The sequence below is a fragment of the Streptomyces sp. genome (assembly GCF_036566765.1).
GTDB lineage: Bacteria > Actinomycetota > Actinomycetes > Streptomycetales > Streptomycetaceae > Streptomyces.
The window spans coordinates 1-17899 of sequence record NZ_DATCVQ010000691.1; the positions used below are offsets into that span (position 1 = coordinate 1).

The following is a 17899-nucleotide window of genomic DNA, read 5'->3' on the forward strand; positions in this document are numbered from 1 at the left end:
GCCGAGACCGAGGGCGCCGGCTGCGGTTCCCACGCGGGCGGCGGCTGCGGTCCGTGCGGCGGCCACGCGCCGGAGCCGGAGCAGGTCCCGGCGGCGGAGGCCGCGAACGGCGCCCGTACCGACCTGGTGGCGGTACGCCGCCGGGGCGCGGGGACGGACCTGGCGCCTAATGCGTGACGGCGAACTCCTGGCCCTGGACCGGGCGCACGTCTGGCACCCGTACGGCCCCATGCCGGGCCGCGAGGACCCGCTGGTCGTCGCGTCCGCGTCCGGGGTACGGCTCCGGCTCGCCGAGCCGGCGCAGGGCCACGACGAGCTGATCGACGGCATGTCCTCGTGGTGGTCGGCGATCCACGGCTACAACCACCCGGTGCTCAACGAGGCCGCGCGCGGTCAGCTGGACCGGATGAGCCATGTGATGTTCGGCGGGCTCACGCACGAGCCCGCGGTCCGGCTGGCTGCGAAGCTGGTGGAGATCACCCCCGAGCCGCTGCGGCACGTCTTCCTCAGCGACTCGGGTTCGGTGGCCGTCGAGGTCGCCGCGAAGATGTGCCTGCAGTACTGGCGCTCGGTGGGCCGGCCCGCGAAGCAGCGGCTGCTGACCTGGCGGGGCGGGTACCACGGGGACACCTGGCAGCCCATGTCGGTGTGCGACCCCGAGGGCGGCATGCACGAGCTCTGGTCCGGGGTGCTGCCCCGCCAGCTGTTCGTCGGCGAGCCGCCCGCGGCGTACGAGGAGTCGTACGCGCAGGAGCTGCGCGCGGCGATCGGGCGGCACGCGGACGAGCTGGCCGCGGTGATCGTGGAGCCGGTCGTGCAGGGCGCGGGCGGCATGCGGTTCCACGCGCCGGAGTATCTGCGGGTGCTGCGCGAGGCCTGCGACGAGCACGGCGTGCTGCTGGTCTTCGACGAGATCGCGACCGGTTTCGGCCGGACCGGCACCCTGTTCGCGGCGGACGCGGCCGGGGTCTCGCCCGACGTGATGTGCCTGGGCAAGGCGCTGACCGGCGGCTATCTGTCGATGGCGGCGACGCTGTGCACGTCCGAGGTGGCCGACGGGATCTCCCGAGGCGAGGTGCCGGTGCTCGCGCACGGGCCGACGTTCATGGGCAATCCGCTCGCCTCCGCGGTGGCCTGCGCCTCGATCGAGCTGCTGCTCGGGCAGGACTGGCAGCGCGAGGTCAAGCGGATCGAGGCCGGGCTGCGCGAGGGGCTCGCGGCGGCCGAGGGGCTGCCGGGCGTGCGGGAGGTACGGGTGCTCGGCGCGATCGGCGTCGTGCAGCTCGACCACGACGTCGACATGGCCGCGGCGACCGCCGCCGCGGTGCGGGAGGGCGTGTGGCTGCGCCCGTTCCGCGACCTGATCTACACGATGCCGCCGTACGTGACGAGTGACGCGGACCTCGCACGGATCGCCGCGGCGGTGTGCGCGGCGGCACAGGCGGGCTGACGGTCGCGGAGGCGCGCCCGCAGGGGCGCCTCCGTCGTGCCCATGCCTCTCAGCAACGGAAGGACAGCAGCATGACCGTCATCGTCGTCAGCGGCACCGGCACGGAGATCGGCAAGACGATCGTCACCGCCGCCGTGGCCGCCGTCGCCACCGCACAGGGCAGGTCGGTCGCGGTGCTCAAGCCCGCGCAGACCGGGATCGGCCCGGACGAGCGGGGCGACGCCGACGAGGTCGTACGCCTCTCCGGCGCGGCTGCCTCCGTCGAACTGGCCCGGTTCCCGGAGCCGTTGGCCCCGGTGACCTCGGCCCGGCGGGCGGGCATGGCGCCGGTCGGGCCCGCCGAGGTCGCGGCGGCGGCCCGGAAGCTGGCCGAGGAGCACGACCTGGTCCTCGTGGAGGGCGCGGGCGGGCTGCTGGTCCGGTTCGACGAGGCGGGCGGGACGCTCGCGGACGCCGCGCGGCTGCTGTCCGCTCCGGTGCTCGTGGTCGCCCCGGCGGGCCTCGGCACGCTCAACTCCACGACGCTGACGACGGAGGCGCTGCGCGCCCGGGACCTGGAGCCGCTGGGCGTGGTCGTGGGCAGCTGGCCGGCCGCGCCGGACCTGGCGGCCCGCTGCAACCTGGCCGACCTGCCGGAGTCGGCGGGCGCGCCGCTGCTCGGCGCGGTGCCGGAGGGCGCGGGCGCGCTCGCGCCGGAGGAGTTCCGCGCGCGGGCGGCGGACTGGCTGGCTCCGCTGCTCGGCGGCGCGTGGGACGCGGACGCCTTCGCCCGCTCCGTAGGCTGCTGATCATGAGAGCCAAGGTCAGTGAGATCGTCCTCGACTGCGCGGATCCGGCGGCGCTCGTCCGGTTCTGGGCGGAGCTGCTGGGCGGTGAGCCGGTGGACCGGGACGCCGGCTGGTCGTACGTCGAGCCGCCGGGGTTCGTCCGGATCGCCTTCCAGCGGGTGCCGGAGGGCAAGACGGTGAAGAACCGGGTCCATCTGGATCTGGAGGCGGGCCCGGTGCCGGCGGCCGCGGACGCGGCGGTACGCCTCGGCGCGGTGCGGGTCGGCGGGATCGTCGCGGACGCACAGGGCGACTTCCAGGTGATGCGCGACCCCGAGGGCAACGAGTTCTGCTTCGTGCACTGATCCGCGGGGGAGAATGGGCGTATCCGCCCGAGGAGGTCCGTCATGTCACCGCGCACCCCCCAGGTTCCGCGAGACGCCGTGCACCATCCGCTGTTCGCCCGTTTCTACGCCCGCTTCAGCGTCCAGGCCGATCTGAAGGGCGGGATCGCCGCACACCGGGAGGCGCTGCTGGCGGGCCTGTCCGGCCGGGTCATCGAGATCGGCGCCGGAAACGGGCTGAACTTCGCGCACTATCCGGGCACGGTCTCGGAGGTCGTCGCGATCGAACCCGAGCGCCATCTGCGGCAGTTGGCGACGGACGCGGCGGTGCGCGCCGGGGTCCCGGTGGACGTGGCCCCGGGGACGGCGGAGGCCCTGCCGGTGAAGAGCGAGGCCTTCGACGCGGCGGTGGCCTCGCTGGTGCTGTGCACGGTACGGGACGTCCCGCGGGCGCTGCAGGAGTTGCACCGGGTGCTGCGCCCCGGCGGTGAGCTGCGGTTCTTCGAACACGGACGGGCGCCGGGGCGGGCCATGGCGACGGCGCAGCGGGGCCTGGACCTGACGGTGTGGCCGCTGCTGTTCGGCGGCTGCCACACGGCGCGGGACCCGGTGGCGGCGATCGAGGCGGCGGGGTTCGAGGCGGTGACGTACAGGCGGCTCGTCATCCCGGAGAAGGGGCCGCGGCTGCCCAGCTCGTACTGCGTACTCGGCTCGGCGCGCCGACCGCTCGGGTAGGCGGCGGCGCGGCAATCGGCAAGGCGCGGTCAGCGGGTCCAGTGGCGCAGTTCGTCGGCGATCGCGCGTACGTCGCCCTTGCCGTCCTTGACCAGCCGGGCCAGGTCCCGGACCTGTTCGGGCGAGGTGACGACCTTCAGCCCGCAGGCGACGAGATAGCCGTAGGCGACGGCGGAGGCGTACATGGCGTTGGAGTGCTCCAAGGCCGGTACGTGCAGCAGCAGTTGGAGCAGCGAGGCGGCGCGGGCGTGCGGGTCGGAGTAGACGGGCACCCCGAAGATCTCCGCGTCGTGCCGGGCGACGGCGGCGACGAGCGCGCCCCAGTCGGTCACCTGCGGGTCCCCCGGGGTCCGGTGCTCGGCGACCATGAGCAGCCAGGACAGGTCGATCGTCACGTTCATGCGTGGGCGCCGCGCTCCGGCCCGAACTCCTCCGCGAACACCGTCTCGTACTGCCGCATGAAGTCGGCGGCAGCCTCGACGAACGTGCGCCCGACCTCGCCGGCGTCCTGCTGGACGAGCTCCTCGATGTACCGGTTCACGCTCATTCCGCGCTGCTGCGCCCGGTGTCGGGCGACCTCGGCGGTCGTTTCGTCCACGCGTACGTTCAGCTGCCTCTTGGCCACAGCATCACGCTAGCGCGGGCCCGCTAGCACCGACAAGCCATCCGGGCGTTCCCGCCCGGTTCCACGCTGTGGAATCCGCTCGCCGGGCGGGCCGGCGCTCTGCTTGGCTCGCCCCATGAACGATCTTCCGAGCGATCTCCGCATCCGCTGCGCCGCCCCGTCCGACATCGACGCCGCGCTCCGCTTCTGGCGCGAGGCCGCTGAGGGGACGAGCATCACCGACGACCGCGACGGGGTCGCCCGGCTCGTCGCCCGCGATCCCGAGGCACTGCTCCTCGCGGAGCGGGGCGGCGAGCTGGTCGGCACCGTCATCGCCGGGTACGACGGGTGGCGCTGCCACCTGTACCGGCTCGCCGTGCATCCCGGGCACCGCCGGCAGGGCATCGGTGGCGCGCTGCTCGCGGCGGCCGAGGAGCGGTTCACCCGGCTCGGAGGACGGCGGGCGGACGCGATGGTGCTCGACCGCAACGCGCTCGGGCAGCGGGCCTGGCGGGCGGCCGCGTACGGGCCGCAGGAGCAGTGGACCCGCTGGGTGAAGCCGCTGTCCGCGCACCCGACGGCCTGAGGGTCGGGCGCGTAGCGACCGATCACTCTCTGCTTTGCCCGTCCTTTACCATGGTGTCCCCCGATCTCGACGCGACCGCGTCCGGGGCCCGACGATTGAAAGGTGTGAGCGTCCGTCCATGGGCGAGCCTCCCAGTAGCCGACATCGAGCGATCCCCCTCCCCCTGGCCGATCATGGGACGGAGGTGAACCGATGACCGAAGTGCTCCTGCTCCTGGTGGCGCTCCTGCTCTCGCTGGCGTGCGGCGCCTTCGTCGCGGCCGAGTTCTCCCTCACCACGGTCGAACGCTCCGAGCTCGAGCGGGCCGTGGAGCGCGGCGAGCGCGGGGCCGCCGGCGCGCTCAAAGCCGTACGGTCCCTCACCTTCCAGCTCTCCGGGGCGCAGCTCGGCATCACCGTGACCAACCTGGTCGTCGGCATGCTGGCCGAGCCGTCGGTCGCGGCGCTGCTGCGCGGACCGTTCGAGGCCATGGGCCTGTCGGAGTCCGTCGCGTCGTCGGTGGCCCTGGTCGTCGGCACGGTCCTGTCGACCGTCGTCCTGATGGTCGTCGGCGAGCTGGTCCCGAAGAACTGGGCCATCTCCTCGCCGCTCGCCGTGGCGAAGGTCGTGGGCACCCCGCAGCGGATCTTCAGCGCCTCCTTCAAGCCGTTGATCGGCCACCTCAACAACACGGCGAACCGGATCGTGCGCCGGTTCGGCATGGAGCCGGCCGAGGAGCTGGCCTCCGCCCGCACCCCGCAGGAGCTGGTCGCACTGGCCCGGCACTCCGCGAAGCAGGGCGCGCTGGAGGCGGACACGGCCGAGCTGTTCGTCCGTACGCTCAACCTGGCGGAGCTCACCGCCGAGAATGTGATGACGCCCCGCGTCCAGGTCACCGCGCTCGACGTGCAGGCCACCGCCGAGGACGTCGCGAACGCGACCCGCGCCACCGGCCTGTCCCGCTTCCCGGTCTACCGGGGCAACCTCGACAGCGTCGTCGGCATCGCCCACATCAAGGACGTGCTGGCCATACCCGCCGACGAGCGGCGGCGCAGGCGCGTCGGCGAGATGGTGCGCGAGCCCCTGCTGGTCCCGGAGACGCTGACCGTCGACCGGCTCCTGGACCGGCTGTCCGGCAAGCGGACGATGGCGGTGGTCATCGACGAGTACGGCGGCACGGCCGGCGTCGTGACCCTGGAGGACATCGTCGAGGAGGTCGTCGGCGAGGTCCGCGACGAGCACGACCCGCACGAGACCCCGGACCTGGCACGGGCGGGCGAGGACGCGGACGGGCGCGAGCTCTGGTCCGCGGACGGCGCGGCCCGTACGGACCAGCTGGAGACCATCGGCATGCGCGTCCCCGACGGACCGTACGAGACGCTGGCCGGCCTGATCGCGACCGACCTCGGGCGCATCCCAGAGGTCGGCGACAGCGTCGAGCTGGTGGGCTGGCGGCTGGACGTCGTGGACGCCTCCGGGCGGCGCGCGGCGCGGGTGCTGATGCACGCGCCGCTCGACTCCGGCGCCGAGGACGAGACCGGGAGGGCGGGCCGATGATCGCGATCCAGTTGCTGATCGGCCTGCTGACGCTGGTCGTGAACGCCTTCTTCGTCGGCGCGGAGTTCGCGCTGATCTCCGTGCGCCGCAGCCAGATCGAACCCCTGGCGGAGGCCGGGAACCGGCGGGCGCGCAGCGTCATCTGGGGCCTGGAGCACGTCTCGGCGCTGCTGGCGGCGGCGCAGCTCGGCATCACGCTGTCCACCCTGGTGCTCGGCATCGTCGCCGAGCCGGCCATCGCGCATCTGCTTGAGCCGTTGTTCGACGCGATCGGCGTGGCGCACGGGCTCGTGCACCCGATCTCGTTCGTGATCGCGCTGACGGTGGCGACGTACCTGCACATGCTGCTCGGCGAGATGGTCCCGAAGAACATCGCGCTGGCCGAGCCGGCCCGCACGGCGCTGATGCTCGGCCCGCCGCTGGTCACGCTGGCGCGGGCGCTGCGTCCGGCGATCTTCGCGATCAACGCCTTCGCCAACGGGCTGCTGAAGCTGATGCGGGTGGAGGTGAAGGGCGAGGTCGCGGCGACGTTCTCGGACGACGAACTGGCGCGCATGGTGACCGACGCCGGGGACGCCGGACTGCTCGACGACCGGGCCGCCGAGCGGCTGCACGACGCGCTGGAGCTGGGCCGCCGCCCCGTGCGGGACGTGGTGATGCCGGTGGAGCGCGTGGTGTACGCGCGGGTCGGCACGACGCCGGAGGAGCTGGAGGCCCTGTCGGCCCGGTCGGGCTTCTCCCGCTTCCCCGTGGTCGACGCGGGTCAACAGATCCTCGGCTACCTGCATGTGAAGGACGCCCTGGACGTCACGCCCCGCGACCTGCCGTTCCCGGTGACGGCGATGCGGCCGATCGCCCGGGTGCGGGCGGCGACGCCGCTGGACGACGTCCTGACGGCGATGCGGCGCAGCCGTACGCACCTGGCGGCGGTCCTGGACGACGACGGCAAGCTGGCCGGACTCGTCACGATGGAGGACGTGCTGCGGGAGCTGGTGGGCAAGCCCCTCGCGCCGTAGCCGCCTGGTTCTAGAGGGCGGTGGCGGCCAACCAGGCGTCGAGGAGCGTGCGGTCCCCGGAGACGGTGAGGCGCGGGTCCTCGGCGCCGTACCGGCGGTGGACGAGCAGCAGCAGGTCGGCGGCGGCGCCGCGCACGGTCGCCGTCGCGGTGTCGTCCGCCGCCGTCGCATCGCCGGCCGCCTGGCGCTGCCAGGCGAAGCCGCCCGCGCCGAGGGTGACGCTCCAGGCGGCGCCGGTGTCGGTGGCCGCGAGGCGGAGCACCGCGCCGTCCCGGTCGAGCTGGGCGAGGGGCTCGGCGATCCACGGGATGTACGGGGCGTTCGTCAGGAAGCAGTCGATGCCGTCGGCGGCGGTGCCGGGCTCGATCCGGCCCGCTGCCCCGCCGAGCGCGAGCTCGGCGTCGGCGAGGTGGACGACCAGTTCGAAGAGCAGGTGGCGCGGGTAGTACCGGACGTGCGCGTCCGCTCCCGGCGACCAGATCCGGTCGTCGGGTGCGGCGTCCTGGAGCGTCTTCAGGCAGGAGTCGGCGGCGGCCTCGAGCCAGTCGGGGTACGCGGCCGGGTCCTCCGGCAGATCCAGCGGGAGGTCTCCGGCCAGGACGCGGGTGGCCGACCGGGTGCGCACCAGGTGCTCCGCCCAGCGGTGCACAGCGCCGACGTGCCGCGTCAGGTCGGCGAGGGTCCAGCCGGGGCAGGTGGGGACGGGCGTGGCGGGGTCGGCGGCGCGGACGGCCGCGACGAAGCGGCCGACGTGGTCCTCGATCGCGTCGCAGCGCTCCGCGTGCACGTCCACGGTGAGGCCGAAGCCCTCGGAGACGTTCAGGAGTGAGTCGCGCCACGGTCCGGGCTCCTGCCGGAGCGCCGCCTCGCGGAAGAGGCCGTCGAGGGTGCGGCGGTCGCTCTCGGAGAGCCTCTGCAATGTGTACCCGGTGGACTCCAGCCACTTCACGGCCGTGTCGGGGTCGAGCACCTCGTCGTCGCAGGTCTCGATCACGGTCACCAGGTCCGCCAGCGCCTCCGCCAGCGCGCTCTGCAGCGCGTCGCTCATGGGTCTCCCTCCATGACTCCCGCGGACTCTTGCGTCCATACCGCACGGTATGATCGCTCCGCCATGGAGATCAATGCCAGTTACAACAGTCTCGTCGCCGTGGGCGACAGCTTCACCGAGGGTATGTCCGACCGGTTGCCGGACGGGACGTACCGCGGCTGGGCCGACCTCCTGGCCGCCCGCCTCGCTGCGCGTACCCCGGATTTCCGGTACGCGAACCTGGCAGTTCGCGGCAAGCTGATCGGCCAGATCGTCGACGAGCAGGTGGACACGGCCGCCGCCATGAAGGCGGACGTGGTCACGCTCGTCGGCGGGCTCAACGACACCCTGCGGCCGAAGTGCGACATGGGCCGGGTGCGCGGGCTGCTGACCGAGGCCGTCGAGAAGCTCGCCCCGTCCTGCGGGCAGCTGGTGCTGATGCGCAGCCCCGGCCGGAACGGGCCGGTCATGGAGCGCTTCCGGCCCCGGATGGAGGAGCTGTTCGCGCACGTCGACGAGCTCGCGGCGCGGCACGGCGCGGTGGTCGTGGACCTGTACGGCGCACCCGTGCTCGCCGACCAGCGGATGTGGGACGTGGACCGGCTGCACCTCACCGACGAGGGGCACCGGCGGGTGGCCGAGGCCGTGTGGCAGACCCTGGGCCTGCCGGCCGAGGCGGACTGGCGCACGCCGCTGCCGCTGACCGTGCCGCCCCGCTGGGCGAGCCGACGGGCCGCCGACGCGCGGTTCGCGCGGGAGCACCTCGGCCCGTGGATCATGCGCCGGCTGACCGGCCGCTCCTCGGGCGACGGCCTCCCGGCCAAGCGGCCGGAGCTGCTGCCGTACGAGCCGCCGACGGCGTAGCCGCGTGCGTCGGCGGGCCGACGGACGTGACGGGCGTCTCGTAGCAAGCTCCCAACCCGTCCGTGGCGCTGGCCTGCACAAACCGCCAGTAGAATCTGGTCACGTGACTGCCAAGCCCCGCATCCCCAATGTCCTGGCCGGCCGCTACGCCTCCGCGGAGCTCGCCGTCCTGTGGTCCCCCGAGCACAAGGTGAAGCTGGAGCGCCGGCTGTGGCTGGCCGTGCTGCGCGCCCAGAAGGACCTCGGGATCGAGGTGCCGGACGAGGCGCTCGCCGACTACGAGCGCGTCCTCGACCAGGTCGACCTCGGCTCGATCGCCGAGCGCGAGAAGGTCACCCGGCACGACGTGAAGGCCCGCATCGAGGAGTTCAACGCCCTCGCCGGCCACGAGCACGTCCACAAGGGCATGACCTCGCGCGACCTCACCGAGAACGTCGAGCAGCTGCAGATCCGCCTCTCCCTGGAGCTGATGCGGGACCGCACCGTCGCCGTCCTCGCCCGGCTCGGCAAGCTGTCCGGCGAGTACGCCGAGCTGGTCATGGCGGGCCGCTCGCACAACGTCGCCGCCCAGGCCACCACCCTCGGCAAGCGCTTCGCGACCGCCGCGGACGAGCTGCTTGTCGCCTACGGCCGCCTGGAGGACCTGCTCGGCCGCTACCCGCTGCGCGGCATCAAGGGCCCGGTCGGCACCGCGCAGGACATGCTCGACCTGCTCGGCGGCGACGCCGAGAAGCTCGCGGACCTCGAGCAGCGCATCGCCGGTCACCTCGGCTTCGCGCACGCCTTCACGTCGGTCGGCCAGGTCTACCCGCGCTCGCTCGACTACGACGTGGTCAGCGCGCTGGTGCAGCTGGCCGCCGCGCCGTCCTCGGTGGCGAAGACGGTCCGGCTGATGGCCGGTCACGAGCTCGTGACCGAGGGCTTCAAGCCCGGCCAGGTCGGCTCCTCCGCCATGCCGCACAAGATGAACACCCGCTCCTGCGAGCGCGTCAACGGCCTCATGGTCATCCTGCGCGGCTACGCCTCGATGACCGGCGAGCTGGCCGGCGACCAGTGGAACGAGGGCGACGTGTCCTGCTCGGTGGTCCGCCGCGTGGCGCTGCCGGACGCGTTCTTCGCGCTCGACGGTCTGCTGGAGACCTTCCTCACCGTGCTCGACGAGTTCGGCGCCTTCCCCGCCGTCGTCGCCCGCGAGCTCGACCGCTACCTGCCGTTCCTCGCCACGACCAAGGTCCTGATGGGCGCGGTCCGCGCGGGCGTCGGCCGCGAGGTCGCCCACGAGGCCATCAAGGAGAACGCCGTCGCCTCCGCGCTGGCGATGCGCGAGCAGGGCGTCGAGCGCAACGAGCTGCTCGACAAGCTGGCCGCCGACGAGCGGATCCCGCTGGACCGGGCGCAGCTCGACGCGCTGATGGCGGACAAGCTCTCCTTCACCGGCGCCGCCGCCGGCCAGGTGGCCGCCGTGCTCTCCCGCATCGAGGAGATCGTCAAGCAGCACCCGGAGGCCGCGGGCTACACCCCGGGCGCCATTCTCTGACGTCCCCGACCGGCATCGCCGGTTCTGCTGTGGGCCGCCCGCCTCAGCGGGCGGCCTTCCGCGTTCTCAGGGCCGGTTCCGCGGTCACGGCGCTCGGTCACGGCGGGTCGACCGTGGTGACGACCAGGAGCAGTTCGAAGGCCGGCTCCGTGTCCCACTGGGACACCCCGAGCCCTATCCACCGCTCCTCCGCCCGCCAGAGGTACAGGTCCGGGGTGTGGTTGCTGAGGACGCCCCAGGGCTCGGGTATCTCCTCGCCGTCCATGCTCCGCGAGAAGACCGAGAACAACGAGAAGTGCTGCGGCGCGCCCCAGCGCGACCCGAGCCGCTCGGACAGCGCGTCGCGCTCCGCCTCGTACTGCTCCTCGACCTCTAAGCGGCGCGTGCCGTCGTCCTCCCAGAACTCCTCGCTCCGGGCGAGCGCGGCGACATGGAAGCCCGGGCCGCTGTCGCCCAGCTCCGATCTGCCCGGCGCCTCAGGGAAGGGGCGGGCCCGGAGCCGGTCGATCGTCGCGAGATGGCCTGCGATGGTCATGGACCAAGTAAAGCGAACCCCTCTGACAGCCGAGGCTCCGTCAGACGACCACGCGCCTCGCCGTCCTGGAGAACCATTGAGTACCATCCGGCAGACATGCGTGCGAGCTGGGAGGACACACTGTGGGGCGGCTGACCGGCGGGGACCCGTCGCTGCTGCGGCGGATCAATTCCGCAGTGGTACTCCATGCTCTGCGGGGCGCCGACGCGCTCACGCTCACCGACCTGACCCGGGTCACCGGTCTGTCCCGGCCGACCGTCGAGGGCGTGACCGAGGGGCTGATCGCCGGCGGGCTCGTCGTCGAGGCCGCGCCCGAGGAGGGCGAGACCCGGCGGCAGGGCAGGCCCGCCCGAAGGTTCCGGTTCCGCGTCGAGGCCGGGCATCTGCTGGGCATCGAGATCGGCCCGCACCGCGTCGCCGCTCTGCTCTCCGGGCTCGACGGCCGGATCATCGGGGCCGGATCGCGCGAGGTCTCCGAGACGGCGTCGGCGGACGAGCGCCTGGAGCGGGTCCGCACGGTCGTCGCGGACGTGCTGCGGCGGGCCGGGGTGCCGCGGAGCAGCCTGCGGGCGGTCGGCGTGGGCACGCCCGGGATCGTCGAGGCGGACGGCACGATCCGGCTCGGCACCGCGCTGCCCGGCTGGACGGGCCTGGCCCTGGGCGAGCGGCTGCGCCGGTCGTTCCGCTGCCCGGTCCTCGTGGAGAACGACGCGAACGCGGCGGCGGTCGCCGAGCACTGGAAGGGCGCCGCGACCGACTCGGACGACATCGTCTTCGTCCTCGCCGGACTCAGCCCGGGCGCGGGCTCGCTGATCGGCGGCCGGCTGCACCGCGGCTACGGCGGCGCCGCGGGCGAGATCGGCGCCCTGCACCTGCTGGGCCGCGGGGCCACCCCGGAGCGGCTGCTCTCGACGACGGACGAGCCGCTGCACCCACTCGACGAGCAGGCGGTGGCGGAGGTCTTCGCGCTGGCCCGGAGCGGGGACGCGCGGGCCGGGGCCGCGGTGGAGCGCTTCATCCAGCGGCTGGTGCACGACGTCGCGGCGCTGGTGCTGGCCCTGGACCCGGAGTTGGTCGTGGTCGGCGGCTGGGCGGCCGGCCTGGACGGGGTGCTGCAGCCGCTGCGCGAGGAGCTGGCCCGATTCTGCCTGCGCCCGCCCCGGGTGGCGCTGTCCCTGCTGGGCGAGGCAGCGGTGGGCACGGGCGCGCTGCGCCTGGCGCTGGACCACGTCGAGGAGCAGCTGTTCGCGATCGACGGATCGGCGACGTCCCGCCGCTGAGCACAGCAGGGCGTGAAGTACAGCAGAGCTTGAAGTACAGCAGGGCATGAAGTACAGCAGGGCGTGAAGTACACCAAGGCGGCCCCGGCGTTCGGTTGAACGCCGGGGCCGCCTTCGTGGGTGGGTGTCAGGACGCCATCACGAGGTCGCCCGAGTCGCCGAAGGTGAGCCGGCAGGTGTCGGCGCGGTAGGTGGCCACCGAGACCGCGGCCGTGCTGCCCTCGGAGAGGTAGCGGGTGGTGACGACGAGGACCGGCGCGCCAGGCAGGCGGTCGAGTTCCTTGGCGTCGTCGGCGCGCGCGGAGCCCAGCTCCACGGAGCGGTCCTGGCCGTCGAGGACCAGCCGCTGGAGCTCGCTCAGGACGCCGCGAGCCCGGGCGGGGCCGGCGAGCGCGTCGACGGCGGACTGTCCGGGGACGGAGCCGAGCGGCACGTACAGCAGCTCGGCGGCGACGGGCTGGCCCTGGGAGACGCGCAGTCGGCGCACCACGTGGACGGGCTCGTCGGGAGCGATGTCCAGCTGGCGGGCGACGGCGGCGGGCGGGACGGCGGTGGAGGAGTCCACGGACTGCCAGACGTCCTCGCCGGCGCCCGGCCAGGCCTGCTGGGCGGTGGAGACGTCGACGCCCATGCGCGGCGGGGCGACGGTGGTGCCGACACCGCGGCGGCGCTGCAGCCGGCCCTCGAGCTCGAGCTGCTCCAGTGCCTGACGGAGCGTGGCGCGGGCGACGCCGAAGCGGGCCGCGAGCTCGCGCTCGTTCGGCAGGATCTCGCCGACCGCGAAGTCCGAGTCCAGCGCCTCGCCGATCACGGTCTTGAGGTGCCAGTACTTCGGCTCCGGCACCGATTCGAGCTGCGTGGTCCCCACCCTGATCCTCCGCAATCGCCGTGTCCTCGGCGGCTTTTCCGCGCCCTTGTTTATTAAAGGTTCCTGCACTAACTCTGCGACCATAAGACGGCACACCCCCTTGGTCAAGACCAATCCTGCGTCGGGTCGGCTCATCCACCATGCTCCGGCGCGCAGCGTTCACAGGACGTTCGCGCCGCCGTGAGCCCCGTGCAGCAAACCGCCCCGCGTCCGGGCGGACGCGGGGCGGTACGGGGAACAGGGGCAGGCCGGTCAGGCGGGCACGGCCTGCAGTTTCTCCGGGTTCCGCATGATGTAGACGCACTGGATCGCGCCTTCGACGATCTCGATCTGGAAGACGACGTCAATCGTTCCGTCGATGAGGCCGACCAGAGCCGGAGCGCCGTTGATCTCCTCGAAGCGGAACGTATAGCCCGCGCCGTGCTCCTGGGCGACGGCGGCCAGGAAGCGGCCCACCTTGTCGGCGCTCTCCATGATCCGCAGCGGGCCCTTGGACTTGCCGCCGCTGTCGCCGACCAGCCGTACGTCCGGCGCGAGGAGCGCCAGCAGGTCCGCCAGGTCCCCGCCGGCCGCAGCCGCGAGGAAACGCTCGGTCAGATCGCGCCGCTCGGCGGGGTCGACGTCGTAGCGGGGCCGGCCCTCGTCGACGTGGCGGCGTGCACGGCCGGCGAGCTGGCGCACGGCCGGCTCGGTGCGGTCGAGCGCGGCGGCGATCTCGGAGAAGGGGAAGCCGAAGGCCTCCCGCAGCACGAACACCGCGCGCTCCAGCGGGGAGAGCGATTCCAGCACCACGAGCACGGCGAGCGAGACGGAGTCGGCGAGCATCGCGCGCTCGGCGGTGTCGGGCACGGCGGGGCCGAAGTCGGTGACGACGGGCTCGGGCAGCCAGGGGCCGACGTACGACTCGCGGCGGGACTGGACCTGGCGCAGCCGGTCGATCGCCAGCCGGGTGGTGACCCGGACGAGATAGCCGCGCGGCTCGCGGACGCTGTCGACGTCGGCGGTGGACCAGCGCAGCCAGGCCTCCTGGACCACGTCCTCGGCGTCGGCCACGCGGCCGAGCATGCGGTAGGCCACCCCCGTCAGCATCGGGCGGTGTTCTTCGAACTGGTCGATCACGGTTTCCGTCGGCACTCCCCCATACCAGCCGACGAGGACACGCCGTGTCCAGTTTCGGCCACGCTCTTGAAGTCATCGCTACTGATGGGTAATTGTTGCTGACAGGGTGTCTAAGGCAGGGAGTCGCCGTATGTCCGCACAGATCGAGTTCACGATCGAGTCCCCCCACGGGCCCCGCCCGGTGTCGGTGACGTACGACCGCCGCGGCGCGGGCGAACCCCTGCTGCTGCTCCACGGCATAGGCCACCACTGGCAGGCCTGGGAGCCGGTGATCCCGATCCTCGCCGCCGAACGCGACGTCGTCGCCGTCGACCTGCCGGGCTTCGGCGCGTCCGCGCCGCTGCCGGACGGCTGCGCGTACGACCTGTCCACCGTCGTCCCCGTGCTCGGCGGCCTCTGCGAAGCCCTCGGGATCGACCGGCCGCACGTCGCCGGCAATTCGCTCGGCGGGCTCCTCGCGCTGGAGCTCGGCCGTGAGCAGCGGGTCCGCTCGGTGACCGCGCTCTCCCCGGCGGGCTTCTGGTCGGACAGCGAGCGGCGGTACGCCTTCGGCACCCTGCGCGCGATGCACGCCGCGGCCTCGGCGATGCCGCTGCCGCTGATCGAGCGGCTGTCCCGGTCGGCGGCCGGGCGGACGGCGCTCACGAGCACCATCTACGCCCGGCCGGCGCGCCGTTCACCCGAGGCGGCGGTCGCCGAGACGCTCGCCCTGCGCACGGCCACCGGCTTCCACCAGACGCTCGCCGCCGGCCGCACCGTCCGGGTCACCGAGGACATCACCGGGCTCCCCGTCACCATCGCGTGGGGCAGCCGCGACCGGCTGCTGCTGCGCCGCCAGGGCGTCCGCGCCAAGCACGCGATCCCCGGGGCCCGGCTGGTCCGGCTGCCGGGCTGCGGCCACGTCCCCATGAACGACGACCCGGCGCTGGTCGCGCGCGTCATCCTGGACGGCAGCCGCTGATCCGCCCGGTCGGCGCGGGGTGAACAGCTCCGCGGCGAGATTGAGCGGGACGCACGGGTTGCGGCGGGGGCTTGAGCCCCCGCGGAAGCGACGGGGCGTCACCCGGGTGGGTCCGTGGACGCATCACAACGGTGTGGGCGGGGCGTTGTTCACGCGGGGTTCGTGTGGTCGCCGCTGCCGGGCGTTAGGCATGGCACGGCACACCGGCCCCCGCCCGAACCGCTTGGAGGCGCATCGATGTCGTATGGCACACCGAGTCCGAACCCCGCCCGGCGCAGCGTGCTGCGCGGCTCCCTGGCCGCGACGGCCGCCCTCTCCCTCGGCTCCGCCGGCGCGCTCGGCGCCGCCGCCCCCGCGCTCGCCCTGTCCGGCCGGCCGCGCGCCGCCTGGGGCGTACAGGCCGGGGACGTCACCGCGTCGTCCGGTCTCGTGTGGGTGCGTTCGGACCGGCCGGCCCGGATGCTCGTGGAGACCGCGGCGACCGAGTCGTTCCGCGGCGCGCGCCGCTGGCACGGGCCGCTCCTCGGCCCCGGCAGCGACTTCACCGGGACGACCGCGCTGCGCGGTCTGCCGCCCGGCGAGCAGATCCACTACCGGGTCACACTGGCCGACCCGGACGACCCGCGCCGCACCGGCGAGTGCGTCACCGGCACCTTCCGCACGGCTCCGGCGCGCCGCCGGGACGGGGTGCGCTTCCTCTGGTCGGGCGACATCGCCGGACAGGGCTGGGGCATCAACCCGGACATCGGCGGCTTCCGCGCCTTCGAGGAGATGCGCGGCCTCGACCCGGACTTCTTCCTCTGCAGCGGCGACACGGTGTACGCGGACGGCGTGATCCAGCCGAGCGTGACGCTGCCGGACGGCCGCGTCTGGCGCAACGTCACGACCGAGGAGAAGGCGAAGGTCGCCGAGACCCTCGACGAGTACCGCGGCAACTTCCGCTACAACCTGCTCGACCACAACGTCCGGGCGTTCAACGCCCAGGTGCCGTCGATCGTCCAGTGGGACGACCACGAGGTGCGGAACAACTGGTACCCGGGACAGATCCTGGACGACCCGCGCTACACGGAGAAGGACGTCGACGTGCTCTCCGCCCGCGCGCTCCAGGCGTTCGGCGAGTACTTCCCGGTGTCCACCCTGCACGCGCACGGCGAGGAGCGGCGAATGCACCGGGTGGTCCGGTACGGCCCGCTGCTCGACGTGTTCGTCCTGGACATGCGCTCGTACCGGAACGCCAACTCGCCCGGCCGGCAGGGCGACGACACCACCGGCATCCTCGGGGCCGAGCAACTGCAGTGGCTGAAGCGGGAGCTGAGCCGCTCGCGCGCGGTGTGGAAGGTGCTGGCCGCGGACATGCCGCTCGGCCTGGTCGTGCCGGACGGCGCGGCGAACATCGAGGCGATCGCGCAGGGCGACCCGGGCGCGCCGCTGGGCCGGGAGCTGCAGATCGCGGAGCTGCTGCGGTTCATCAAGCACCGCCGGATCCCCGGCACGCTGTGGCTGACCGCGGACGTGCACTACACCTCGGCGCAGCACTACGCGCCCGAGCGGGCCGCGTTCCAGGACTTCGCGCCGTTCTGGGAGTTCGTCTCGGGGCCGCTGGCGGCCGGCGGCTTCCCGGCCAACCGGCTCGACGCGACCTTCGGCCCCGAGCGCGTCTTCGTGCGCGCCCCGGAGCGGGCGAACCTGTCGCCGATGGAGAGCCCGCAGTACTTCGGCGAGGTCGACATCGACGGCGACAGCGGCGAGTTGACGGTGCGCCTGCGCGCGGAGGGCGGCACGGTGCTCTTCACGAAGGTCCTCCGCCCGGGGCTGGTGGGCCAGTAACCCCACACTCCGGCGCCTCCGCCTTGCCATCCCGGTAGTTACTTGCCATAGTGGAAAGTAATTGCTGATGGCGACAAGGGGGAGAGTCATGACCGAATTCGCGGAAGCATCCGAGGCGTTGACGCACTCGCGCGCGATGGAGGAGGCGGTACGGCGGCAGAGCCGCTGGTACGTGCGGTATCTGATCGTCTACGGGGTCGCGCAACTGGCGCTGGTGCCCGCGGTCCTGCTGTGGCACGGGCCGATGGCCGTGGGCGTCTCGACCACGCTGTTCGCACTGTGCGTGACGGGGCTCAGCTTCTACGCGGCCAAGCAGCGCTCGGTGCGGCGGGGATTCGGGCTGCGGCACGGCCTGATCATCGCGAGCTGGGGCGTGCTGTACGCCGCCACCCTCGCGATCGGTCCCCGGGTCGCACCGGACAGCGTGCCGTTCGCGATCGCGGCGGCGCTGTGCTGCGGCGTGCCGATGGCGGTCGGCGTGCGGCTCGAACTGCGCGGGGCCGCCTCATGAGCACCGGCTCCCATCCCCGGCACGACCTGGAGCCGCTGCTGACCTCGCCGGTCCGGCTGTCCGTCGTCGCCGCCCTCGCGCCGCTGGACAAGGCGGAGTTCGCCTTCGTACGGGACCTCGTGGAGGTGACCGACTCGGCGCTGTCCAAGCAGATCGCGGCGCTGGAGGAGGCGGGGTTGGTGGCGGTGGACAAGGGCCGGGTGGGGCGGCGGTCGCGAACCTGGCTGTCGCTCACGCAGGAGGGCCGGTCGGTGTACCGGCGGCATCTGGAGGCCCTGCGGGCGATCGCGGGGGCCTGATGGGGAACGTCCGACAGGGGCGGCGGACTCGAT

General features: G+C 73.3%; 20 protein-coding genes and 1 pseudogene. 15 read left to right on the forward strand and 6 right to left on the reverse strand.

Features of this window, described 5'->3' with window-relative positions; genetic code table 11:
* The 5 genes and pseudogenes from VIU94_RS39915 to VIU94_RS39935 form a co-directional block, all read left to right on the forward strand.
* Positions 1-177 (forward strand): annotated as a pseudogene (locus VIU94_RS39915) (biotin synthase BioB); the annotation flags it as partial.
* Positions 170-1450 carry an adenosylmethionine--8-amino-7-oxononanoate transaminase gene (gene bioA / locus VIU94_RS39920; protein ID WP_331919752.1) on the forward strand — a complete coding sequence of 427 codons (1281 nt, stop codon included), beginning with the start codon at positions 170-172 and terminating at the stop codon, positions 1448-1450. The pseudogene VIU94_RS39915 and the gene bioA, both read left to right, overlap by 8 nt.
* Positions 1451-1521: 71 nt before the next feature.
* On the forward strand, positions 1522-2238 hold the full coding sequence (bioD, locus tag VIU94_RS39925) for a dethiobiotin synthase (protein WP_331919754.1): 717 nt from the start codon (positions 1522-1524) through the stop codon (positions 2236-2238).
* 2 nt (positions 2239-2240) lie between these two features.
* Complete coding sequence (locus VIU94_RS39930; RefSeq protein WP_331919756.1) at positions 2241-2582, forward strand: VOC family protein; 342 nt, start codon at positions 2241-2243, stop codon at positions 2580-2582.
* A gap of 42 nt (positions 2583-2624) precedes the next feature.
* Positions 2625-3296: a class I SAM-dependent methyltransferase gene (locus tag VIU94_RS39935; RefSeq protein WP_331919758.1), complete on the forward strand. Its 672-nt coding sequence runs from the start codon at positions 2625-2627 to the stop codon at positions 3294-3296.
* A 29-nt stretch (positions 3297-3325) separates the two neighbouring features.
* Here VIU94_RS39935 and VIU94_RS39940 read toward each other — a convergent pair whose 3' ends face one another.
* Positions 3326-3697 carry a fic family toxin-antitoxin system, toxin component gene (locus VIU94_RS39940; protein ID WP_331919760.1) on the reverse strand — a complete coding sequence of 124 codons (372 nt, stop codon included), beginning with the start codon at positions 3695-3697 and terminating at the stop codon, positions 3326-3328.
* A complete protein-coding gene (locus tag VIU94_RS39945; RefSeq protein WP_331919763.1) occupies positions 3694-3921 on the reverse strand; it encodes an antitoxin in 228 nt (75 codons plus the stop codon). The genes VIU94_RS39940 and VIU94_RS39945 overlap by 4 nt, the downstream gene beginning before the upstream one ends.
* A gap of 115 nt (positions 3922-4036) precedes the next feature.
* Between VIU94_RS39945 and VIU94_RS39950 the strand changes: the two genes are divergently transcribed.
* The 3 genes from VIU94_RS39950 (at position 4037) to VIU94_RS39960 (ending at position 7038) form a co-directional block, all read left to right on the forward strand.
* Entirely contained in the window at positions 4037-4486 is a 450-nt protein-coding gene (locus VIU94_RS39950) for a GNAT family N-acetyltransferase (RefSeq protein WP_331919765.1), read from the forward strand.
* Between the two features lie 192 nt (positions 4487-4678).
* Positions 4679-6022 (forward strand): hemolysin family protein, encoded by a 1344-nt coding sequence (locus VIU94_RS39955; RefSeq protein WP_331919767.1) that lies wholly within the window; start codon positions 4679-4681, stop codon positions 6020-6022.
* Positions 6019-7038, forward strand: a complete 1020-nt coding sequence (locus VIU94_RS39960) for a hemolysin family protein (RefSeq protein ID WP_331919769.1) — start codon at positions 6019-6021, stop codon at positions 7036-7038. Before VIU94_RS39955 ends, VIU94_RS39960 begins: the two co-directional genes overlap by 4 nt.
* Before the next feature lie 10 nt (positions 7039-7048).
* On the opposite strand, the gene VIU94_RS39965 is transcribed toward VIU94_RS39960, so the two are convergent.
* Complete coding sequence (locus tag VIU94_RS39965) at positions 7049-8086, reverse strand: maleylpyruvate isomerase N-terminal domain-containing protein (RefSeq protein ID WP_331919771.1); 1038 nt, start codon at positions 8084-8086, stop codon at positions 7049-7051.
* Positions 8087-8149: 63 nt separating this feature from the next.
* On the opposite strand from VIU94_RS39965, the gene VIU94_RS39970 reads away from it, so the two are divergent.
* A complete protein-coding gene (locus VIU94_RS39970; RefSeq protein ID WP_331919773.1) occupies positions 8150-8929 on the forward strand; it encodes an SGNH/GDSL hydrolase family protein in 780 nt (259 codons plus the stop codon).
* 103 nt (positions 8930-9032) lie between these two features.
* On the forward strand, positions 9033-10466 hold the full coding sequence (gene purB / locus VIU94_RS39975) for an adenylosuccinate lyase (protein ID WP_331919775.1): 1434 nt from the start codon (positions 9033-9035) through the stop codon (positions 10464-10466).
* A gap of 97 nt (positions 10467-10563) precedes the next feature.
* Here purB and VIU94_RS39980 read toward each other — a convergent pair whose 3' ends face one another.
* The gene (locus VIU94_RS39980) at positions 10564-11001 is read right to left on the reverse strand and encodes a hypothetical protein (protein ID WP_331919777.1); all 438 of its coding nucleotides are present in this window, start codon (positions 10999-11001) and stop codon (positions 10564-10566) included.
* Between the two features lie 122 nt (positions 11002-11123).
* On the opposite strand from VIU94_RS39980, the gene VIU94_RS39985 reads away from it, so the two are divergent.
* Positions 11124-12281 (forward strand): ROK family transcriptional regulator, encoded by a 1158-nt coding sequence (locus VIU94_RS39985; protein WP_331919779.1) that lies wholly within the window; start codon positions 11124-11126, stop codon positions 12279-12281.
* Between the two features lie 127 nt (positions 12282-12408).
* On the opposite strand, the gene VIU94_RS39990 is transcribed toward VIU94_RS39985, so the two are convergent.
* Positions 12409-13149, reverse strand: coding sequence for a GntR family transcriptional regulator (locus tag VIU94_RS39990; RefSeq protein ID WP_331919781.1), 741 nt, complete (start codon positions 13147-13149; stop codon positions 12409-12411).
* Positions 13150-13401: 252 nt separating this feature from the next.
* On the reverse strand, positions 13402-14283 hold the full coding sequence (locus VIU94_RS39995; RefSeq protein ID WP_331919783.1) for an RNA polymerase sigma-70 factor: 882 nt from the start codon (positions 14281-14283) through the stop codon (positions 13402-13404).
* A gap of 115 nt (positions 14284-14398) precedes the next feature.
* Between VIU94_RS39995 and VIU94_RS40000 the strand changes: the two genes are divergently transcribed.
* From VIU94_RS40000 to VIU94_RS40015, 4 genes are all read left to right on the forward strand, one after another.
* The gene (locus tag VIU94_RS40000) at positions 14399-15229 is read left to right on the forward strand and encodes an alpha/beta fold hydrolase (protein WP_331919785.1); all 831 of its coding nucleotides are present in this window, start codon (positions 14399-14401) and stop codon (positions 15227-15229) included.
* 237 nt (positions 15230-15466) lie between these two features.
* A complete protein-coding gene (locus VIU94_RS40005) occupies positions 15467-17056 on the forward strand; it encodes an alkaline phosphatase D family protein (RefSeq protein ID WP_331919787.1) in 1590 nt (529 codons plus the stop codon).
* Between the two features lie 88 nt (positions 17057-17144).
* Entirely contained in the window at positions 17145-17567 is a 423-nt protein-coding gene (locus VIU94_RS40010) for a hypothetical protein (protein WP_331919789.1), read from the forward strand.
* On the forward strand, positions 17564-17866 hold the full coding sequence (locus VIU94_RS40015; protein ID WP_331919791.1) for a winged helix-turn-helix domain-containing protein: 303 nt from the start codon (positions 17564-17566) through the stop codon (positions 17864-17866). The genes VIU94_RS40010 and VIU94_RS40015 overlap by 4 nt, the downstream gene beginning before the upstream one ends.
* Positions 17867-17899 lie beyond the last annotated feature (33 nt).